The organism is Nocardia sp. NPDC003963, assembly GCF_053605105.1.
Genome location: NZ_JBSGIP010000052.1, coordinates 18,346 through 36,259, shown reverse-complemented (window position 1 = coordinate 36,259; position 17,914 = coordinate 18,346). Strand labels below are relative to the sequence as shown.

General features: G+C 68.0%; 18 protein-coding genes. 11 read left to right on the top strand and 7 right to left on the bottom strand.

Annotated features, from left to right (window positions below; all coding sequences use genetic code 11):
- Nucleotides 1-101 precede the first annotated feature (101 nt).
- Nucleotides 102-590 carry an inorganic diphosphatase gene (locus ACWEWT_RS34710; protein ID WP_452565097.1) on the bottom strand — a complete coding sequence of 163 codons (489 nt, stop codon included), beginning with the start codon at nucleotides 588-590 and terminating at the stop codon, nucleotides 102-104.
- A 191-nt stretch (nucleotides 591-781) separates the two neighbouring features.
- On the opposite strand from ACWEWT_RS34710, the gene ACWEWT_RS34705 reads away from it, so the two are divergent.
- Genes ACWEWT_RS34705 through hpt form a run of 4 tightly spaced genes read left to right on the top strand, consistent with a single transcriptional unit; the run spans nucleotide 782 to nucleotide 4,975 of the window.
- Nucleotides 782-2,260, top strand: a complete 1,479-nt coding sequence (locus tag ACWEWT_RS34705) for a D-alanyl-D-alanine carboxypeptidase/D-alanyl-D-alanine-endopeptidase (RefSeq protein ID WP_452565106.1) — start codon at nucleotides 782-784, stop codon at nucleotides 2,258-2,260.
- A gap of 14 nt (nucleotides 2,261-2,274) precedes the next feature.
- Entirely contained in the window at nucleotides 2,275-3,387 is a 1,113-nt protein-coding gene (locus ACWEWT_RS34700; RefSeq protein WP_452565096.1) for a zinc-dependent metalloprotease, read from the top strand.
- Between the two features lie 3 nt (nucleotides 3,388-3,390).
- Nucleotides 3,391-4,410, top strand: a complete 1,020-nt coding sequence (gene tilS, locus ACWEWT_RS34695; protein ID WP_452565094.1) for a tRNA lysidine(34) synthetase TilS — start codon at nucleotides 3,391-3,393, stop codon at nucleotides 4,408-4,410.
- Between the two features lies 1 nt (nucleotide 4,411).
- The gene (gene hpt / locus ACWEWT_RS34690) at nucleotides 4,412-4,975 is read left to right on the top strand and encodes a hypoxanthine phosphoribosyltransferase (protein ID WP_452565093.1); all 564 of its coding nucleotides are present in this window, start codon (nucleotides 4,412-4,414) and stop codon (nucleotides 4,973-4,975) included.
- A gap of 53 nt (nucleotides 4,976-5,028) precedes the next feature.
- On the opposite strand, the gene ACWEWT_RS34685 is transcribed toward hpt, so the two are convergent.
- From ACWEWT_RS34685 to ACWEWT_RS34670, 4 genes are all read right to left on the bottom strand, one after another.
- Nucleotides 5,029-5,913: a LysR family transcriptional regulator gene (locus tag ACWEWT_RS34685; RefSeq protein WP_452565091.1), complete on the bottom strand. Its 885-nt coding sequence runs from the start codon at nucleotides 5,911-5,913 to the stop codon at nucleotides 5,029-5,031.
- 419 nt (nucleotides 5,914-6,332) lie between these two features.
- Nucleotides 6,333-7,166, bottom strand: a complete 834-nt coding sequence (locus tag ACWEWT_RS34680) for an SDR family oxidoreductase (protein ID WP_452565090.1) — start codon at nucleotides 7,164-7,166, stop codon at nucleotides 6,333-6,335.
- Nucleotides 7,159-8,754: an aldehyde dehydrogenase family protein gene (locus tag ACWEWT_RS34675; RefSeq protein ID WP_452565088.1), complete on the bottom strand. Its 1,596-nt coding sequence runs from the start codon at nucleotides 8,752-8,754 to the stop codon at nucleotides 7,159-7,161. Before ACWEWT_RS34675 ends, ACWEWT_RS34680 begins: the two co-directional genes overlap by 8 nt.
- A gap of 123 nt (nucleotides 8,755-8,877) precedes the next feature.
- Nucleotides 8,878-9,132: a DUF2277 domain-containing protein gene (locus ACWEWT_RS34670; RefSeq protein ID WP_030524159.1), complete on the bottom strand. Its 255-nt coding sequence runs from the start codon at nucleotides 9,130-9,132 to the stop codon at nucleotides 8,878-8,880.
- A 102-nt stretch (nucleotides 9,133-9,234) separates the two neighbouring features.
- Between ACWEWT_RS34670 and ACWEWT_RS34665 the strand changes: the two genes are divergently transcribed.
- On the top strand, nucleotides 9,235-10,050 hold the full coding sequence (locus ACWEWT_RS34665) for a DUF1266 domain-containing protein (protein ID WP_452565087.1): 816 nt from the start codon (nucleotides 9,235-9,237) through the stop codon (nucleotides 10,048-10,050).
- Between the two features lie 34 nt (nucleotides 10,051-10,084).
- On the opposite strand, the gene ACWEWT_RS34660 is transcribed toward ACWEWT_RS34665, so the two are convergent.
- Entirely contained in the window at nucleotides 10,085-10,834 is a 750-nt protein-coding gene (locus ACWEWT_RS34660) for an SDR family oxidoreductase (protein ID WP_452565086.1), read from the bottom strand.
- 93 nt (nucleotides 10,835-10,927) lie between these two features.
- Here ACWEWT_RS34660 and ACWEWT_RS34655 point away from each other — a divergent pair, with 93 nt between their 5' ends.
- Nucleotides 10,928-11,401, top strand: coding sequence for an RrF2 family transcriptional regulator (locus tag ACWEWT_RS34655; RefSeq protein ID WP_452565085.1), 474 nt, complete (start codon nucleotides 10,928-10,930; stop codon nucleotides 11,399-11,401).
- Nucleotides 11,402-11,470: 69 nt separating this feature from the next.
- Here ACWEWT_RS34655 and ACWEWT_RS34650 read toward each other — a convergent pair whose 3' ends face one another.
- Entirely contained in the window at nucleotides 11,471-12,436 is a 966-nt protein-coding gene (locus ACWEWT_RS34650; RefSeq protein WP_452565084.1) for a hypothetical protein, read from the bottom strand.
- A 331-nt stretch (nucleotides 12,437-12,767) separates the two neighbouring features.
- Here ACWEWT_RS34650 and ftsH point away from each other — a divergent pair, with 331 nt between their 5' ends.
- The 5 genes from ftsH (at nucleotide 12,768) to folK (ending at nucleotide 17,797) form a co-directional block, all read left to right on the top strand.
- Nucleotides 12,768-15,158 (top strand): ATP-dependent zinc metalloprotease FtsH, encoded by a 2,391-nt coding sequence (gene ftsH / locus ACWEWT_RS34645; protein WP_452565082.1) that lies wholly within the window; start codon nucleotides 12,768-12,770, stop codon nucleotides 15,156-15,158.
- Nucleotides 15,159-15,235: 77 nt separating this feature from the next.
- Nucleotides 15,236-15,907 carry a GTP cyclohydrolase I FolE gene (folE, locus tag ACWEWT_RS34640; RefSeq protein WP_452565081.1) on the top strand — a complete coding sequence of 224 codons (672 nt, stop codon included), beginning with the start codon at nucleotides 15,236-15,238 and terminating at the stop codon, nucleotides 15,905-15,907.
- Nucleotides 15,908-15,999: 92 nt separating this feature from the next.
- Nucleotides 16,000-16,818, top strand: coding sequence for a dihydropteroate synthase (gene folP, locus ACWEWT_RS34635; RefSeq protein ID WP_452565105.1), 819 nt, complete (start codon nucleotides 16,000-16,002; stop codon nucleotides 16,816-16,818).
- Nucleotides 16,815-17,207: a dihydroneopterin aldolase gene (folB, locus tag ACWEWT_RS34630; RefSeq protein WP_452565080.1), complete on the top strand. Its 393-nt coding sequence runs from the start codon at nucleotides 16,815-16,817 to the stop codon at nucleotides 17,205-17,207. Before folP ends, folB begins: the two co-directional genes overlap by 4 nt.
- Entirely contained in the window at nucleotides 17,204-17,797 is a 594-nt protein-coding gene (folK, locus tag ACWEWT_RS34625; RefSeq protein WP_452565079.1) for a 2-amino-4-hydroxy-6-hydroxymethyldihydropteridine diphosphokinase, read from the top strand. The genes folB and folK overlap by 4 nt, the downstream gene beginning before the upstream one ends.
- Nucleotides 17,798-17,914: the final 117 nt, after the last annotated feature.

The window sequence follows — 17,914 nt, the reverse complement described above, 5'->3', positions numbered from 1 at the left end:
CAGGCCTCGAAGCGCATGCGCCGAAGGCGCGAGTCTCGAGGCCTGAACGGCGGGACACCAGGGGGCCTCAACCCCGCGCCGCCGAAGGCGGCGCCGAAAACTCAGTGCCCCTGTTCCTCCAGGCGTTTGAACGAAGCCTGGATCTCGACCTCGGCTTCCGCCCGGCCCACCCATTCCGAACCCTTGACGAATTTGCCCGGCTCCAGGTCCTTGTACCGCTCGAAGAAGTGCTTGATCGCGGCCAGTTCGAACTCCGGGACATCGGCGAGGTCCTGGATGTGGTCCCAGCGCGGGTCGCCGGCCGGGACGCAGAGGATCTTGTCGTCCCCGCCCGCCTCGTCGGTCATCTTGTACATGGCGACCGGGCGGGCTTCTACGATCACGCCCGGGAACACCGAATCGGGCAGCAGGACGAGCGCGTCCAGCGGGTCGCCGTCCTCTCCGAGAGTGTTCTCGATGTAGCCGTAGTCGGCCGGGTAGGCCATAGAGGTGAACAGGAACCGGTCGAGGCGGACCCGTCCGGTTTCGTGATCGACCTCGTATTTGTTGCGCGAACCCTTGGGGATCTCGATGGTGACGTCGAACTCCACGCCAGCTCCTTCCGCTGCTCTCACGTTGCGCCGTGGTGCCGGCCTCGCCGCCGCACCCGGTTGTTCGCCGAGAACGGTAGCCGAACACCGATATTGTTGTCGGCGGGCACATGGGTTCAGCGGGGGCTCGGGTGTGATAGCTGGGGACAAGGGAGAAGACGGGCAACGTGGTGGTGCAGGGCGGCAGCGGTATGAATGGTTCGGCCTCGCGCCGGCGCCGCGGCGTACGGACATGGCTGATCATCGTGCTGGCGGTGCTGGCCGGTGCGGCGGCGGTGACCGCCGTGATTCTGAAACCGTGGACGCCGGAGTTCCGGCACGGTGGCCTCACCATCGCCGCGCCTCCTGCTCCGGTGACTGTTTCCCCGCATGTGGCGCCGGCCCCGGATACCGCGCCGGCGCCGAGCACGGCGGGTATCGCCGCGGCTCTCGGTCCGGTGGTCGCGAGCCCCGATCTGGGTGGTTTCGCCGGATCGGTGACCGATGCCGCGACCGGAACCGTTCTGTGGAGTGAGCGCGCCGACGAACCGCGGGTGCCGTCGTCCACTGCCAAGATCATGACCGCCGCCGCGGCGCTGCTGACCCTGCCCGCCGATCAGCGGGTGCAGACGACCGTCGTGGCCGGTTCGGCGCCGAACGAGATCGTCCTGCGGGCAGCGGGCGATCCCACGCTGACCGCGCAGCCGGGCGGCGAGGGCTACTACCCGGGTGCCGGGAGTCTGCTGGATCTGGCCGATCAGTTGCGTAATGCCGACGTCCGGGCCGATACGGTCGTGGTGGACGCCTCCGTGTATTCGGGCGAGACCATGGCGCGCGGCTGGGATCCGATCGATATTCCCGGCGGTTCCATCGCGCCGCTCGAACCGGTGATGCTCGACGGCGGCCGGCTCGATCCGGCCGGTGAGTACTCGCCGCGGTCGGGGACGCCGGCGTTGGACGTGGGCCGGCGGCTGGCCACCGAACTCGGTCTCGACCCCGCCGCGGTCCGTCTCGGCACCGCGCCGCAGGGCACCAAACGGCTGGGTGAGGTCGCTTCGGCGCCACTGCGGGACCGGCTGCGCGACATGATGGTGTACTCGGACAATGTGCTGGCCGAGACCATCGGCCGGGAGGTCGCGCAGGCCACCGGGCGGCCGATGTCGTTCGAGGGGGCGGCGGCCGCGGTGGCGGCGGTGCTCGCCGAACACAACTTCGATATGACCGGTGTGACCATGTTCGATTGCAGCGGGCTCTCGGTGGACGACCGCATCCCGGCTCGGCTGCTGAACCAGATCATCGACACCGCGGCCGGGCCCGAACCCGAAACCGAGACGACCACCACCGCGCCCGCCCCGTTCGTACCGCCGCTGGGCGCGGGTGCGCAGGCCCAGCCCGGCAATGCCGTCGATACGCTGTCGAGCCGTTTGGTGCCGATGCTGGACTATTTGCCGGTCGCGGGCGGTACCGGCTCGCTGAGCAGCCGGTATGTCACGCAGAACCAGTCCGGTGCCGGGTGGGTGCGCGCGAAGACCGGAACATTGTCGGTGGCCAGTACGTTGGCTGGTTACGTGCTGGATCGTGACGGCCGGGTGCTGACCTTCACGCTGATGTCGAGCGATCGGCCGCCGGAGGTCAGCCGGCCCGCGCTGGACGCCGTCGCGGCCACGTTGCGCAACTGTGGATGTTCCTGACGGCTGGAGGGCGCATGACGATTCGACAAGGACCCGACGGGCCCGGCGCCCGGACATTGTCCGAGGCCGGTGGATCCGAGGACGAGCGACGCACATTCTCGGGGTCGGTGGACTGGCGCTGGGCGGCCCGCACCGGAGCCGCGCTGGTACCGGCCGGTCCGCGGACTCCGCGTCCGCTCGCCGAGCAGGCGGTGGCCGAACTCGTCGAGGCATCGGTCCGTGCCGAGGGGCCCGTCCGGGCGGTGACCGGTCTGCTCGACGATCAGCCCGTTCCCGCGGCCCGGATCGTCGACCGGCCGGGCTGGATCGCGGCGGCGGCCGATTCCATGGCCCAGCTGACCGGTACCGGCACCGGGGCGGAGTCGGGCCTGCTGACCGGTAAACCGGCCGGGGTGCAGGTCGGTGCGATGCTGGCATTCCTGTCCACCGCGATTCTGGGTCAGTACGACCCGTTCACCGGTCCCGACGGGACGCTGCTGCTGGTGGCCCCGAATATCGTCGGGGTCGAGCGGGTGCTGGGTGTCGCGCCCAGCGATTTCCGGCTCTGGGTCTGCCTGCACGAGGTCTGCCACCGGGTCCAGTTCTCGGCCTCGCCCTGGTTGGCGGGGTACATGCGGGAGAACGTCGAGGTGCTCGGCGAGATCGGTGACGAGGCGACCACCGAGATGCTGTCCCGGTTGCTCGCCGAATTGAAACTTCGGCGCAGCGGTCAGGCCTCCGACGATCCCGCGACCCGTGGTGTGGTGGGCCTGCTGCGGGCGACCCAGCCGCCGGAACAGCGTGCGGCGCTGGACCGGCTGTTGCTGCTGGGCACCCTGCTGGAGGGGCATGCCGATCATGTGATGGACGCGGTGGGGCCGAGCGTGGTGCCGTCGGTCGAGCAGATCCGGGCGGCGTTCGACAGACGCCGTACCCGTCCCGCGAACCCGGTGCAGCGCCTGCTGCGGGCACTGCTGGGTATCGATGCGAAGGTGGCGCAGTACGTGCGCGGAAAGGCTTTCGTCGACGAGGTGGTGGGGACCGTCGGGATGGAGCGGTTCAACGTGGTGTGGACCGACGCGGATACGTTGCCGCGGACCGACGAGATCGACGAACCGCGGCGCTGGATCGCCCGGGTCCTGGACTGAGCGGTGCGTCCCGCCGGAGCGCGGCCGATCCGGTTACCGGAGACACCCGCGGTATTGGGTGTGCGGCATGCGGTGCGGGCGTGGCTGAGCGGATACGGGCCCGCGGACGGGCGGGTGGCCGTGGCGTTGTCGGGCGGCGCGGATTCGCTGGCGCTCACCGGTGCCGCGCTCGCCGAATCCGCGGAAGTGCACGCGCTCGTCGTGGATCATCGGTTGCAGGCGGGGTCGGACGCCGTGGCGGCCGAGGCGGCGGCTACGGCACGTTCGCTCGGCTGCCGCACGGCGCGGGTGTTGCCCGTCGAGGTGTCCGGGCCCGGCGGGATGGAGGCTGCCGCGCGCACGGCGCGCTACGCGGCACTGGCCGGCGCTCGGGCCGGGTTGCCGGTGCTGCTCGGCCACACTCTCGACGATCAGGCCGAAACCGTGCTGCTGGGTCTCGGCCGCGGGTCGGGTGCGCGTTCCATTCAGGGAATGGCCGCGGACGACGGTCCGTGGGGCAGGCCGCTGCTGGGTGTCCGCCGGGATACGACCCGGCAGTTCTGCGCCGATCTCGGTCTGGATCCCTATGTGGACCCGCACAACAGTGCGCCGGAGTTCACCAGGGTACGGCTGCGCACCGAGGTGCTGCCGCTGCTCGAGGAGGTACTCGGTGGTACCGCGGCGCTCGCACTGGCCCGGACCGCCGAACAGTTGCGCGACGACAACACCGCTCTGGACGCCTTCGCCGAGGAGTTGTTGTCGCGTGCCGGCGCCGGTGCGCCGGTGTGCGAGATATTGGCGGCGGCCGCCCCCGCGGTGCGCCGCCGGGCGGTGCGGGCATGGCTGCTGGCCCACGGCGTACCGGCGGTGACCGGAACACATCTGCGCGGAATCGACGAGCTGGTGGTGGCTTGGCGCGGACAGGGAGGTGTCGCGGTGGGCGGCGGTGAGCGGGGGACCCGGTTGGTCGTGATTCGCGAGCATGGCAGGCTGACACTTGCCCGCACCGATCGGGAACGCCGAATCCGAAGGGAAACCAGTTGACGTGTATGGGGACGATATCGATTCGGTCCTGATCACCGAAGAAGAAATCGCGGCGAAGGTCGGCGAACTGGCCGAATTGATCGCCAAGCGGTATCCGCCCGACGCATCGGAGGGCGATCTCCTGCTGGTCGGTGTGCTCAAGGGCGCGATCTTCTTCATGACGGATCTGGCGAAGGCTCTGCCGATACCGACTCAGATGGAGTTCATGGCTGTTTCGTCCTACGGATCGTCCACGTCGTCGTCCGGCGTGGTGCGCATCATGAAGGACCTGGACAAGGACATCGCCGGTCGCAATGTGCTCATCGTCGAGGACATCATCGACTCCGGTCTGACGCTGTCGTGGCTGATGCGTAACCTCTCCACCCGCAACCCGGCCTCGCTCGAGGTGGTGACGCTGCTGCGTAAACCCGACGCGCTGCGCACTCAGGTCGAGGTCGCCAATGTCGGGTTCGATATCCCCAACGAGTTCGTCGTCGGTTACGGACTCGACTACGCCGAGCGGTACCGGGATCTGCCCTATATCGGCACCCTGCATCCGCGGGTCTACGGCGGCGAAGAGGCCTGAATCGCGAGTGGGTAGGTGGGCGAGGCCCACCTACCCACTGGATTCGATGAATATCAGGCCGGAATGGCGGGCGGTGCCGCGAAGCCGCCGGAGACGGCCCGCTGACCGAATTCGAGAATGGTCGGGCGGGTGTCGTCGGCGCGCCAGGCGACCGCGAGTTCGCACGGCGGCAGTCCGGTGACCGGTCGCGCGGTGAGTCCGGGCCACCGGTACATCGGTACGTTGTTCTCGGCTAGCAGGCACAGGCCCAGACCCAGCCCGACGGCTTCGAGCCGGTCCTCGGGTGTGGCGGCCTCCGCGCCGATGGTGGCGGGGCGGCCGTTGCGGGCGTCGTTACCGAGCCAGAAATCGCGGACCGCGCCGGCTTCGGCGGGCAGTGCGATGAATCGTTCGTCGATCAGGTCGGCGAAATCGATCAATTCCTGTCCGGCGCGCGGATGGTTCTCCGGGAGGAGTACCCAGCGGCGCTCGGTGCGCAGCACCTGCCAGCGATAGCGATTCGGGTCGGGCAACGGGAGCCAGACGAGCGCCAGATCGGCCTGTCGACCGGCGAGCCCGCTGGACGGGTCGGTCCAGGCGGCCGGGTGCAGGGCCAGCCGGTGGCCGCTGGCGCTCTCGAGATCGTGCAGCAGCCCGCGGCCCAGCGTCGACTGGAGGCCGACACGCAGTACTTCGCCTGCCTCCTGGAGTGAGCTGTTGGTGGTCTCCCAGAGTTCCAGGATCTTGCGGGCGCCGGTGAGCAGTTCCTTGCCGGCGACCGTGAGCGCGACGCTGCGCTGGTTGCGATCGAACAGGACCACATCGAGCTGACGTTCCAGCTGTCGGATCTGACGCGACAGGGTCGGTTGGGCAATGTGCAGCCGCTGGGCGGCGTTGGTGAAGTGCAGTTCCTCGGCGACGGCGACGAAATACCGCAGATCGCGCAAATGCGGGTCCATAGCACCTTGCTATCAGAATCGTTGCTGAATTTCCAGCCCTAATTTGTTCGGTGGGTCCGCATATCGGGGCTGAAACAGTCAGCAGGTTTGTTAGTGACAGCTTATGGGGTGGCGCGGTGATGTGCATCATGAGTTCTTCGTATCGCCGACGGCGGGCCGCCGCCGGTCGATATGGCGTAAAATCTTCGGCGTTTGTCGTGGTAGGGCTGTTGAGTCTGGGTGTGCCGTCACCTCGGCCGATGGGGCCGCCGATCGCTCCCGGGGGTTGTCCTGCCCGCGCGTCGGGCGCGGACCTTTTCTCGACTGTGCACGTCAAGTGACGTTGATCACAATAGAGTTTCGGTGCGGTCTCGGCGGCGCAAAGGCGAGCGCCGTGGTCCCTCGCCGAGGGACCACGGCGCTCGGCCGGCGATCGGGCCTCAATCGCCCCGCACGCGCTCCTCGTAGGCCCGGCGCTTCTCGGCGTCCACATCGTCGAGGAAGGTCTGCGCCGACCCCATCGATCGGCCCAGTGCGTCGCCCACCGATTGCGGCAGCAGGTTCACGAACACCGACATGGCACCCGCCGCCCGGGTGACCCGTGCCTTCGACCGGGGTTTGGCGATCAGCCGGACGACCGCCGCGGCGATATCCTCCGGTTCGGCCGCGGGCAGGCCCTTGGGCGCCGCCACCCCGGAACCGAGGTCGGTATTGGTCAGCGTGGGCAGTACCGACGAGAAGGAGACTCCGGTGCCCCGGTACTCCTCGCGGAGCGTATCGGTGAACCCGAGCACCGCGTGCTTGGAGGCGTTGTAGGTGGCCAGGCCTGGAATATGCGTCTCACCGGCGAGCGAGGCGATATTGATGATGTGACCGCTGCCGCGCGCGAGCATGCGGGCCAGGCCGAGCTTGGACCCCAGGATCACACCGTAGACATTGATATCCAGGATCCGCCGGGTGATCTGGTCGGTTTCGTCGACCAGACGCCCCGTGGGCATGATGCCCGCATTGTTGATCAGCACATCGATCGGCCCGACTTCGCGTTCCACGTCGTCGAGGAATGTGGTGAAGGACTGGGTATCGGTGACGTCGAGGCGGCCGTAGTAATCGAAATCGTGATCGGTACCCGATTCCTTGACCGTCTTCTCGTCGATATCACCGATCGCGATCGCGGCACCCAGTTTCTTCAGCGCGAGTGCGCTGGCCAGGCCGATACCGCGGGCACCACCGGTGATGACGACGACCTTGCCGCGAATGGAATCGCTCCTACTCACCCTTGTCTCCCTTGAGTCGCAGCAATGCGCCGATATCGATCCGGCGCATTCCGCGCGCACCGGCCGCGCGCATGGCGCCCAACCCGATCAGGATCTTGTTCAGGTCATAGGGCATCCAGGTGAGTTCGCGTTCCTGCGTGGGCAGTATCGGCGTGGTGATGGCCTTGGCCCGGCAGTATTTGCGCACTCCGTTCGGGCCGCCCCAGCGCGCGCCGACACCGGAATCGCCCCAACCGCCCATCGGGAGCGCGAAATTGAACAGGTTGGCGAAAACATCGTTGATATTGACCGCGCCGGCGTTCAGCGCCCGCGCCACTCGCTCGCCGCGGGCTTTGTCCCCGGTCCAGACTGTCGCAGACAGTCCGTATACGGAGTCGTTGGCCAACCGGATGGCCTCGGCCTCGTCGGCCACCTTCATCACCGGCAGGGTCGGTCCGAAGGTCTCCTCGGAGATACACGACATGGTGTGATCGACGTCCACCAGCACGGTGGGTTCGAAGAAGGTGCCCACACCGGTTCGTTTGCCGCCGGTCAGGACTCTCGCGCCCGCGGCCACCGCCTCGTCGATATGCCGTGCGACGATGGCGACCTGGTTCTCGTTGGCCATGGCGCCCACATCGTTGCGCGGTACGCGATCGTCGCGACCCTGTCGCAGGGACTCGACGTTGGCGGTCAGTTTCGCGACGAACTCGTCGTAGACGGGCTCCTCGACGTAGACCCGCTCCACCGAGATACAGACCTGCCCGGAATTGAACATGCCGCCGAAGGCGATACCGTGTGCGGCGCGGTCGATATCGGCGTCGGCGAGCACGATCGCCGGATCTTTACCGCCCAGTTCCAGGCTGTAGGGAACCATCCGGGCGGCGCAGGCGGCGGCGATCCGGCGGCCGGTCGCCGTGGATCCGGTGAACTGGATGTAGTCGGCGTGTTCGACCACCGCCGCGCCGGTGGCACCCGCGCCGGTGACGACGGCGAGCACCGGGGGAGCGCCGATCTCGGCCCAGCCGCGGGCGAGTTCGAGGGCGGACAGGGGAGTCACCTCGGACGGTTTCAGGATCACCGCGGCGCCGGCGGCGAGCGCCGGGATCACATCGAGCAGGGGCATGGCCAGCGGGAAATTCCACGGGGTGATCACGCCGACCACCGGATAGGGCTCGAATACCGTGGTCAGCCGTTTCACCCGGGACAGCGGACTGTGCGGGGCGGGATGTTCGTCGGCGAGGAATTTGGCGGCACGCCGCGCGTAGTAACCGATGAGATCACTGCCGAAGATCGGGTCGATGAGCGAATCGACCCGCGGTTTACCTGTCTCCGACTGCAGAACATCGGCCAGCACCTCGGTGTTGTCGATGATCCAGTCCTGGAGTCTGAGCAGCCATTCCTTGCGCTCGTCGGCGCCGATGGCCTGCCATGCTCGCTGCTGTTCGCGCAGTTCGGCGATGGCCGCGACGACCTGCTCGGCCGTCATATCCGGTACCGAGCCGACCACCTCTCCGGTGGCGGGATTCAGGACTCGGATCTCCGAGTCCGTGGGCGGGTCCACGGTTTTCACCGTGGATTCGGGTTGTCCCGATTCGGTTTTGGTCACTGCGTTCTCCCACTGCGTCGTGCTCGGAACCGCTGTGGCTGATCGTTGTGAATCAGCTCACCTGCTCGATCGTGACACACTGTGCGAGACACCGCGCCCGGTCGCGGTGTCCGACGCCGGGATCTATTGGGATTCGCGAGCCAACCGGCGCAGTGGCGGCTCGGTTGCCGGGGGCACCCGGCGGTCGGGTAATTCGGCGAGCAGTTCGGTGGTGGCGGCCGCGACGGCGGCGACGGCTTTGTCCACTGCGGGTTTGGTGGCCGAACTCAGCCCGGACAGGCCACCGACTTTGCGCACGTACTGCAGTGCGGCGGCATAGATCTCCTGCTCGGTAGCGGCGGGTTCCAGACCTCGCAAGACGGTGATGTTTCTACACATGAATGCACATTAGCCCCGGAACAGGGCCGGTGGCAGGCCAAGGAAAAAATGTGAAAATACATTGCTCGGACCACCGGGCGTCCCTGGTTCTAGACTCACGGTATGGCTGCTGCCGGATTGCCCACGCCGATTCCCTTCCCCTATCCGGAGCTCGACAAGCGCGAGGAGGACCATTGGTCCGGCGCGCAGATAGAGGACGACCGCCTGCGCGCATTGTCGCTGGGCGCCTTCTATTCGGCGCGCTGGGATGCCTTCCACGACGCGCTGCTGCTCGGCCCGGAACGCGACCATCCCCTCGGCGACCGGCGTGAGCTGGCCATCGACACCCTCACCGGTGCCTGGGGGATCACCGACGGTACCGAGGCCCGCGCCTCCATGGAACAGCTGCTCGAGGGTATGCACGCCCCGCTCTACGCCCTGGTGCATCCGCTGGTCACGGCCTCGCTCAACGCCAGCGAGCGGGACCGGTTCGGTGAACGCGCGGATCGGCACCGTGCCTTCCTCCGGCAGGTCGCCTCGTTCCGGGGGATCGACAACTCCGAGGCGCTGGTCCGCGACTACGACATCTGGTCCCAGGCGATCAAGATCGGTTTCACCGACCATCTGTCCCGGCCGCTACCCGCCGATATCCACGCGTGGGACCTGGCCCGAGTGGTCGCCGTCGCGCGGATGTCCTACACCGCCGGCTATATCGAGGACGATGTGGCGTGGGACTACCTCGGCCGGGCGCTACCGCTGGCCCAGCGCAAATACCGCAACTGGCGACAGTTCGGCGATGCCTACCTCACCGGCTGGACCTACTGGCAGGCCTGCGAGGACCTGGCCGAACTGAAGGACGGTGGCGTCGACCGCCGCCTGGAGCTGATGCGCCTCTGGCTGCGCCCGACCAGCCCGTGGCGCCGCATCGGCCTGTCGTAACTCGGGACCGTCCGGCCGCGAGCCGTCGATACGCTCAGCGCTGCTCGGCCAGCCACTGTTCGAAGCTCGTCGGGGCGATCCGGGCGCCCTCGCCGGGTAGCAGCGCGTTTCCGGCCATCTCGGGTCCGAACAGCGCCGACCAGGTCGGTACCAGCGTGACCGCGCGCCCCCGCGCATCGTTGGTACGGCGGGCCATATCCACCAGGTCCTGCGGATCCGGTCCGGCGATATCGCGATAGCGGCCCTGCGGCGCGCCGGTCGCGATCTCGGCGAGGATATCGGCCACATCGGCCGGGGCGATCGGTTGGACGAGGAGCGGCGCGAGGGTGGCCACGCCGTCCTGTTCGGTCCAGCCGGTCACCGTGGCGGCGAAATCGTGGAACTGGGTCGCCGGGACGATCGTCCACGGCACTGTGCCCTGCGCCACGAGACGTTCCTGTTCACGCTTGCCCGCGTAGTGCGCGTTGCCCTCCACTCGAGTTATCCCGGCGATGGAGAGCAGGACGTGGTGGCCGACACCCGCCCGCTGTTCGGCGGCCAGCAGGTTGCCGGTGGTGGAGCCGAAATATTCGACGATCTCGGTACGGTCGGTGCTCTCGACGCTGGTGGTGTCCACGACGGCATCGACTCCGGCGAGTGCGGCGTCCAAGCCCGCGCCGGTGCGCAGATCGACACCGAGCGACCGGCTGATCCGGACGACTTCGTGGCCGGCCGCTTCCAGGGCGGCGGCGGTGCGGGTTCCGATGTTTCCGGTGGCGCCGGCGACGGCGATTCGCATGGTCATGGGTCCTGGCTCCTCGGGAGTTCGTCCGATCGGATACGCGGAACATTATCTCGGACTAAATAGATCCGCAATATCTCGGATAGACTCACGGGCATGAAGTTACCGGTGAGTACCGAATGGCTGTTGCACTGCGCCACCTCGCTGGCACAGCTCGAAGCGGGGGCAACCGCGTCGGCGGCGCAGCTGGCGCAGTACTTCGACCTGCCCGCGCCCTACCTCGCGAAACAATTGCAGGCACTGGTCCGGGCGGGCCTGCTCAACGCGACCACGGGTCCTCGGGGCGGCTTCCGGCTGGCCCGGTCCGCCGGGCAGATCACGCTCCTGCAGATCGTCGAGGCGGTCGACGGTGGCGCCTCGCCCTACGAATGCCGGGAGATACGGCAGCAGGGCCGGGGTGGACTGCCCGCCGAGGACTGCCGTGATCGGTGCATCCTGGCGGTGAAGATGGCCGAGGCACACGAGGCGTGGCGGGCCAGTCTGGCCGCCACTTCGCTCGCCGATCTCGTCGCCGAACTACCCGATTGGGCCCCCGAGCGCACCCGTCGGCGCCTGGTCGGGCCGCAATAACGCGAGGTAGCGCCCGTCCGGCGCGACCGTTTCCGGCCCGGCCCGGATACCGGGCCGGGCGGCGTGGGATCAGATACCCGGCAGCGAACGCAGGATGCCGCGGCCGTAGCGCTGGAACTGGGTATCGTCGACCATTCCCAGCGAATGCCGTTCGACCAGCAGTTCCCATTCCGAGTACAGATGCGCGACGCTGGGATCGGCCGGACCGGCCGCACCGTCCACCGCGACCAGGCGCACGGCGAAATTGATCGCGCACGCCAATCGCTCCGAATCGGCCCGGTCCAGTGCGGTGAAGCACATCGTCGTATTGCCGTCGTGCACTTCCACCAGAGGGCGGCGATTACGCACCCGGATGTCCTCGACCACCGAGACGGTCTCCTCGGTGGCGCGGGCCCGCATGATCATCGGAATCGGCAGTTCGTGGGCGTATGCCTCATCCGCGCCGAGCGAGACCAGCAGCAGCCGCGCTGTGGTCACCGTGAGCAGACAGGGATCGTCGTCCCCCACCGGTGGGTGTGCGACGACACTCGCGGTCTCCAGCACATATTCGTCGCCGGTGAGATAGCCGGCCAGATCGGCCACGGTCGATTCGCCTCGCCCGGCCGCCGACATCCGCCGTACGGCGCGTTCCACATCCGCGCGCACCGGACCGTGGTCGGTCCATTCGGTGGGCGGCGCCTTCAGCTCGGGGGCGGCGATATCGATCCGCTGCGCGGCCAGTATCTGGTCGTTGATACGAGAGACGATCCCCGCGGCCGCGGGGACATCGTGTTCGGCGATCAGCACCGGCAGCGGGGTCCGGTCGGCGGGAACGCCGACCAGCACGGGGGTGGGGTAGCGCAGATATATCTCGATGACCACCGCGTCGTCGGCTCGCCGGCTGAGTCGCACCTCCAGTAGGTCGGTCACCGCGACGTCGAGAACACGCTCGCCGTCGCTCTCGGTTTCGGCGTCGGCACCGGGACGCAGGACGACCAATCGTCCTTCGCCGTGCCGCACGATTGCTGTGGGTGTCCGTAACTCGACTATGTCCATACCCCCTGCGCTCGGGTCGTACGCGATCATCATCGGTCCTACATGCGTGCCATGATTGTGATCAGTACGAGATATCACAGTCCACGACCCCGGGAACCACCGTGGTTTTCCGGCCGTTTACCTCTTGAACTGCATCACCAGCCGAACTTCTGGCTTGCGACGAGTCAGGAAGCGCGATGTATCGACTAGACCGTACGCGGTAACGTGGCATGTCCGCACCCGAATCCGCCCACCGGGCGGTAAGGATGTGGGTTGCGCCGCCCGAGATCGACGCATCGCTAGGCAAGAACGCGGAGACGCCTGAAAGGACTGGCCGCCCGGCCGACGCTCTATGAACCGCAAGACAGTGTTTCGTACCCTGGCGATAATCGCGGGCATTCTGCTCGTGATCTATCTGTTCAGTTACTTCGGCAACGACACCCGCGGCTGGCAGAGCGTCGACACGTCGGTGGCCCTCAGTCAGCTCGCCGACAAGGAGAACGTCGCTCACGTTCAGATCGATGATCGCGAACAACAACTGCGGATCGAACTGAAGAACGGGAACGACGCCACCCAGGGCGCCGACAAGATCATCGCCAAGTATCCCGGCGGCAGCGATACCTCGGCACAGGTCTTCAAGGCCGTGCAGGATTCGGGCGCCGATTACAACACGGTGGTGAAACAGGAGAGCTGGCTCACCCAGATTCTGCTGTTCGTACTGCCCATGGTGCTACTGCTCGGGCTGTTCATCTTCGTGATGTCGCGCATGCAGGGCGGCGGTCGCGGCGGCATGATGGGCTTCGGGAAATCCAAGGCCAAACAGCTGTCGAAGGATATGCCCAAGACCACCTTCGCCGATGTGGCCGGTGCGGACGAGGCGGTCGAAGAGCTCTACGAGATCAAGGACTTCCTGCAGAACCCGGTGCGTTACCAGGCGCTGGGCGCGAAGATCCCGAAGGGTGTGCTGCTCTACGGCCCGCCCGGCACCGGTAAGACACTGCTCGCGCGCGCTGTCGCCGGCGAGGCGGGCGTACCGTTCTTCACCATCTCCGGTTCCGATTTCGTGGAGATGTTCGTCGGTGTCGGTGCTTCCCGGGTGCGCGATCTCTTCGAACAGGCCAAACAGAACAGCCCCTGCATCATCTTCGTCGACGAGATCGACGCGGTCGGCCGCCAGCGCGGCGCCGGACTCGGCGGCGGTCACGACGAACGTGAACAGACCCTCAACCAGCTGCTGGTGGAGATGGACGGGTTCGGTGACCGCACCGGCATCATCCTGATCGCCGCGACCAACCGTCCCGATATCCTCGACCCCGCGTTGCTGCGCCCCGGCCGGTTCGACCGCCAGATCCCGGTGAGCAACCCCGATCTGGCCGGCCGCCGGGCCATCCTGCGCGTCCACTCCCAGGGCAAGCCGATCGCCGCGGAGGCCGATCTGGACGGGCTGGCCAAACGGACAGTGGGCATGTCCGGCGCCGATCTGGCCAATGTCATCAACGAGGCCGCCCTGCTCACCGCCCGCGAGAACGGTTCCACCATCACCGGTGACGCGCTCGAGGAATCGGTGGACCGGGTGATCGGCGGCCCGCGCCGCAAGAGCCGGATCATCAGCGAACACGAGAAGAAGATCACCGCCTACCACGAGGGCGGCCATGCGCTGGCGGCCTGGGCGATGCCCGATATCGAGCCGGTCTACAAGGTCACGATCCTGGCCCGCGGCCGCACCGGCGGTCACGCGATGACCGTGCCCGAGGACGACAAGGGCCTGATGACCCGCTCGGAGATGATCGCGCGGCTGGTCATGGCCATGGGCGGGCGCGCGGCGGAGGAACTGGTCTTCCACGAGCCCACCACCGGCGCCTCCTCCGATATCGACCAGGCCACCAAGATCTCGCGTGCGATGGTCACCGAGTACGGGATGAGCGCCCGGCTCGGCGCCGTGCGGTACGGCCAGGAACAGGGCGATCCCTTCCTCGGCCGGTCCATGGGGACGGCCTCGGACTACTCGCACGAAGTCGCCGGTGCCATCGATGAAGAGGTCCGCAACCTGATCGAGGCCGCGCACACCGAGGCGTGGGCGATCCTCAGCGAGTACCGCGATGTGCTCGACGATCTGGCCATGGCCCTGCTCGAACGCGAAACACTGCACCGCAAGGATCTGGAAACAATCCTGAGCGCGGTCCAGAAACGGCCGCGGATCACCGCGTTCAACGATTTCGGTGATCGGGTGCCGTCGGATAAACCGCCGGTCAAGACCCCGGGTGAGCTCGCGGTCGAACGCGGCGAGCCGTGGCCCCCGCAACCCGCCGTGCCCGCCGGTGTGGGTCCGCGCGATCCCGCCGCCGGGAGCCTGCCACAGCCCGCGGGCTTCCCGGGAGGCGCGGTCCAGCCGGGCTACGGTCAGCCGCCCACCGGCTACCCGGCCCCACCGCAACCCGCTCCCGCCTACCCCCGGGGCGCCACCCACGGCTCCCGGCCCGATTACGGTGCTCCGGCCGGCTGGTCGGCGCCCGGGTGGCCGCCGCGCGAGGAACCGCAGGCCCCACCGGCCGATCGCGGTTACAGCGGCGGGCCGGAACAGTCCCGGCAACCGCATCCCGAACAGAACCCCGGCGGGCAACACCGCAACGACGGCTCGGGGTCGCCCTACGATCGTGGTCAGGACGATTCCGGTTACGGCTCCGGCGAGGACCCCGGCCGTGGTGGATCGCACTCCTGGGACAGCCCGAACGGTCGGCAGTAAACCGGCGCCGATTACGCTCGGACGGGTTCGGCGCACGGTGTGTACTGCCGTGCCCGAGATGTGGAGGTGTCCTCGAAATGTCGACCGATCAGCAGACCAACGGTCACCAGCCCGGTATCCCCGCCGAGCTGGGTGAGAGCGGCGAGCCCGCACCGGAGCTGATCGCGCTGCAGACCGGTAGACGGTTCGATCAGGCGCGGGCCGAGGCAGCGGTTCGCGACCTGCTGCTCGCCGTCGGTGAGAACCCGGACCGGCCGGGGCTGCTCGACACCCCCGCGCGGGTCGCGCGCGCATACCGCGAGATGTTCGCGGGGCTGTACGTGGAACCGGACGCGGTCCTCAACACCACGTTCGACGAAGAACATCAGGAACTCGTCCTGGTTCGCGATATCCCGATGTACTCGACCTGCGAGCATCACCTGGTGTCCTTCCACGGTGTCGCCCACGTGGGCTACATACCCGGACCGCACGGCCGGGTGACCGGTCTGTCCAAACTGGCGCGCCTGGTGGACCTGTACGCCAAGCGGCCCCAGGTGCAGGAGCGGCTCACCAGCCAGATCGCCGACGCGGTCATGCGGAAACTGGATCCGCGTGGTGCGATCGTGGTGGTCGAGGCCGAACATCTGTGCATGGCGATGCGCGGAATCCGCAAACCCGGCGCCAGCACCACCACCTCCGCGGTCCGCGGAATTCTGCAGACCAACTCGGCCTCGCGTGCCGAGGCCCTCGACCTGATCCTGCGCAAGTGAGTGACCAGCGAACCGCCCCCGCGGTACCGGTCGCGGCCGGGATCCGGCCCCGACCGGGTGTGGAACCGCGGGCGGGCCGTTCGTGCGTCGTGATGGGCGTGGTGAACGTGACCAGCGATTCGTTCTCCGACGGTGGTCGCTACCTCGATCCGCAGCGAGCGATCGAACACGGTGTCCGGCTGTACGAGATGGGTGCCGACATCATCGACGTCGGCGGTGAGTCGACCCGGCCGGGCGCGGTACGTGTGGAAGTGGAGACCGAGGTCGAGCGAGTGGTTCCGGTGCTGCGCGGGCTGGTCGCCGCCGGTATCCCCACCAGCGTCGACACGATGCGGGCGCGGGTGGCCGAGGCGGCCGTCGGGGCCGGGGTGACGGTGATCAACGATGTCTCCGGCGGTCGTGCCGATCCGGCGATGGCCGAGGTCGTCGCCGCCGCCGATATCCCGTGGATTCTCATGCACTGGCGGGCCGCCTCGGACTACCGGCACGCCGGCCCGGCGGACCACTACGACGATGTGGTCGCCGAGGTCCGTTCCGAGCTCGGAGTCCAGGTGCGCCACGCGATCGACGCGGGTGTCGATCCGGCGCGGATCATTCTGGATCCCGGTCTGGGATTCGCGAAAACAGCAGAACACAACTGGGCCCTGCTGGGCGCCCTGGACCTTTTCGTCGCCGACGGATTCCCCGTGCTGATCGGGGCGTCGCGCAAACGATTCCTGGGGTCGCTGCTGGGTGATACCGGCGGACCGCGCCCGCCCGACGGCCGGGAGACCGCCACCGCCACTGTTTCCGCGCTGGCGGCATGGCACGGAGCCTGGGGGGTGCGGGTCCACGATGTACGCGGATCGCAGGACGCCGTCGCGGTGACCGATGCCTGGCGTCGCGCCCAGCGGCCGGGATCGCCGCGGTGAGTACATCCGCGTCCGGCCCGGACCGGATCGAGCTCCGGGGGCTGCGGGTTTTCGGCCGGCACGGGGTGTTCGAACACGAACGCCGGGACGGCCAGGAATTCGTGGTGGATCTGACCGTATGGTCGGATTTCGCCGCGGCCGCGGCCACCGACGACCTGGCCCACACCGTCGATTACGGCGCGCTCGCGGAATTGGCCGTCCGGATCGTGGCCGGTCCACCCCGCGACCTGATCGAAACCGTCGCCACCGAGATCGCTGACCGGGTACGTGAAGTACCCGGAGTCGCCGATGTCGAGGTGGTGCTGCACAAACCCGCGGCACCTATTCCGCACAGCTTCACCGATGTACGGGTGGTCACCGCGGGCAGTCGTGGACAGGGGTCTGCATGACGCGTGCGGTGCTTTCGATCGGTTCGAATATGGGGGATCGGCTCGGATTGCTGCGCGGTGTCGTCACCGGGCTCGGCACCCGGGTGCGCGCGGTCTCGCCGGTCTACGCCACTGCGCCGTGGGGCGGGGTGGAGCAGGACGATTTCCTCAATGCGGTGCTGGTGGCCGAGGACCCCGATTACAACTGTCACGACTGGCTCCGGCACGGGCAGCGGCTGGAGCAGGCGGCCGGGCGCGAGCGGACGGTCCACTGGGGCGCCCGCACGCTCGACGTGGATATCGTCTCCTGCGCGGAACCGGACAGGGGTGTCCTCCGGGCGGTACGCAGTACCGATCCCGAGCTGACTCTGCCGCATCCGCAGGCGCACAACCGCGCGTTCGTCCTGGTGCCCTGGCTCGATGTGGAACCGGACGCGGTGCTGGCCGTCGAGGGGGCCGAACACGGTGTCCGCGAGCTGCTGGCGGAGCTGGATCCGGCCGAGCGTGCCGGGGTGCGGCGCACCGAATTCACTCTTCTGCCCGCCGCGGTCCCTCCGCCTTCGCTTCGGGCTCCGCGGGCCGAACGTGGCGGGTTCGGGGAGATGCCGTGATGCGGTCCCTCCACCTTCGCTCTGGGCTTCGCAGCCGCCATGCGTCTGTTTCGAGGGAGGCACTATGAGTCTCGGGGGTGGTGGGAACACCGGTGGGGGGAACACCGGTGGAGACGA

Coding starts and splice junctions, on each gene's coding strand:
- ACWEWT_RS34665 (WP_452565087.1), top strand. CDS start 9,235: ATGGCTGCTGCCGGATTGCCCACGCCGATTCCCTTCCCCTATCCGGAG.
- ACWEWT_RS34655 (WP_452565085.1), top strand. CDS start 10,928: ATGAAGTTACCGGTGAGTACCGAATGGCTGTTGCACTGCGCCACCTCG.
- ACWEWT_RS34660 (WP_452565086.1), bottom strand. CDS start 10,834: ATGACCATGCGAATCGCCGTCGCCGGCGCCACCGGAAACATCGGAACC.
- ACWEWT_RS34670 (WP_030524159.1), bottom strand. CDS start 9,132: ATGTGTAGAAACATCACCGTCTTGCGAGGTCTGGAACCCGCCGCTACC.
- ACWEWT_RS34700 (WP_452565096.1), top strand. CDS start 2,275: ATGACGATTCGACAAGGACCCGACGGGCCCGGCGCCCGGACATTGTCC.
- ACWEWT_RS34705 (WP_452565106.1), top strand. CDS start 782: ATGAATGGTTCGGCCTCGCGCCGGCGCCGCGGCGTACGGACATGGCTG.
- ACWEWT_RS34685 (WP_452565091.1), bottom strand. CDS start 5,913: ATGGACCCGCATTTGCGCGATCTGCGGTATTTCGTCGCCGTCGCCGAG.
- folK (WP_452565079.1), top strand. CDS start 17,204: ATGACGCGTGCGGTGCTTTCGATCGGTTCGAATATGGGGGATCGGCTC.
- folP (WP_452565105.1), top strand. CDS start 16,000: ATGGGCGTGGTGAACGTGACCAGCGATTCGTTCTCCGACGGTGGTCGC.
- ftsH (WP_452565082.1), top strand. CDS start 12,768: ATGAACCGCAAGACAGTGTTTCGTACCCTGGCGATAATCGCGGGCATT.
- ACWEWT_RS34650 (WP_452565084.1), bottom strand. CDS start 12,436: ATGGACATAGTCGAGTTACGGACACCCACAGCAATCGTGCGGCACGGC.
- folE (WP_452565081.1), top strand. CDS start 15,236: ATGTCGACCGATCAGCAGACCAACGGTCACCAGCCCGGTATCCCCGCC.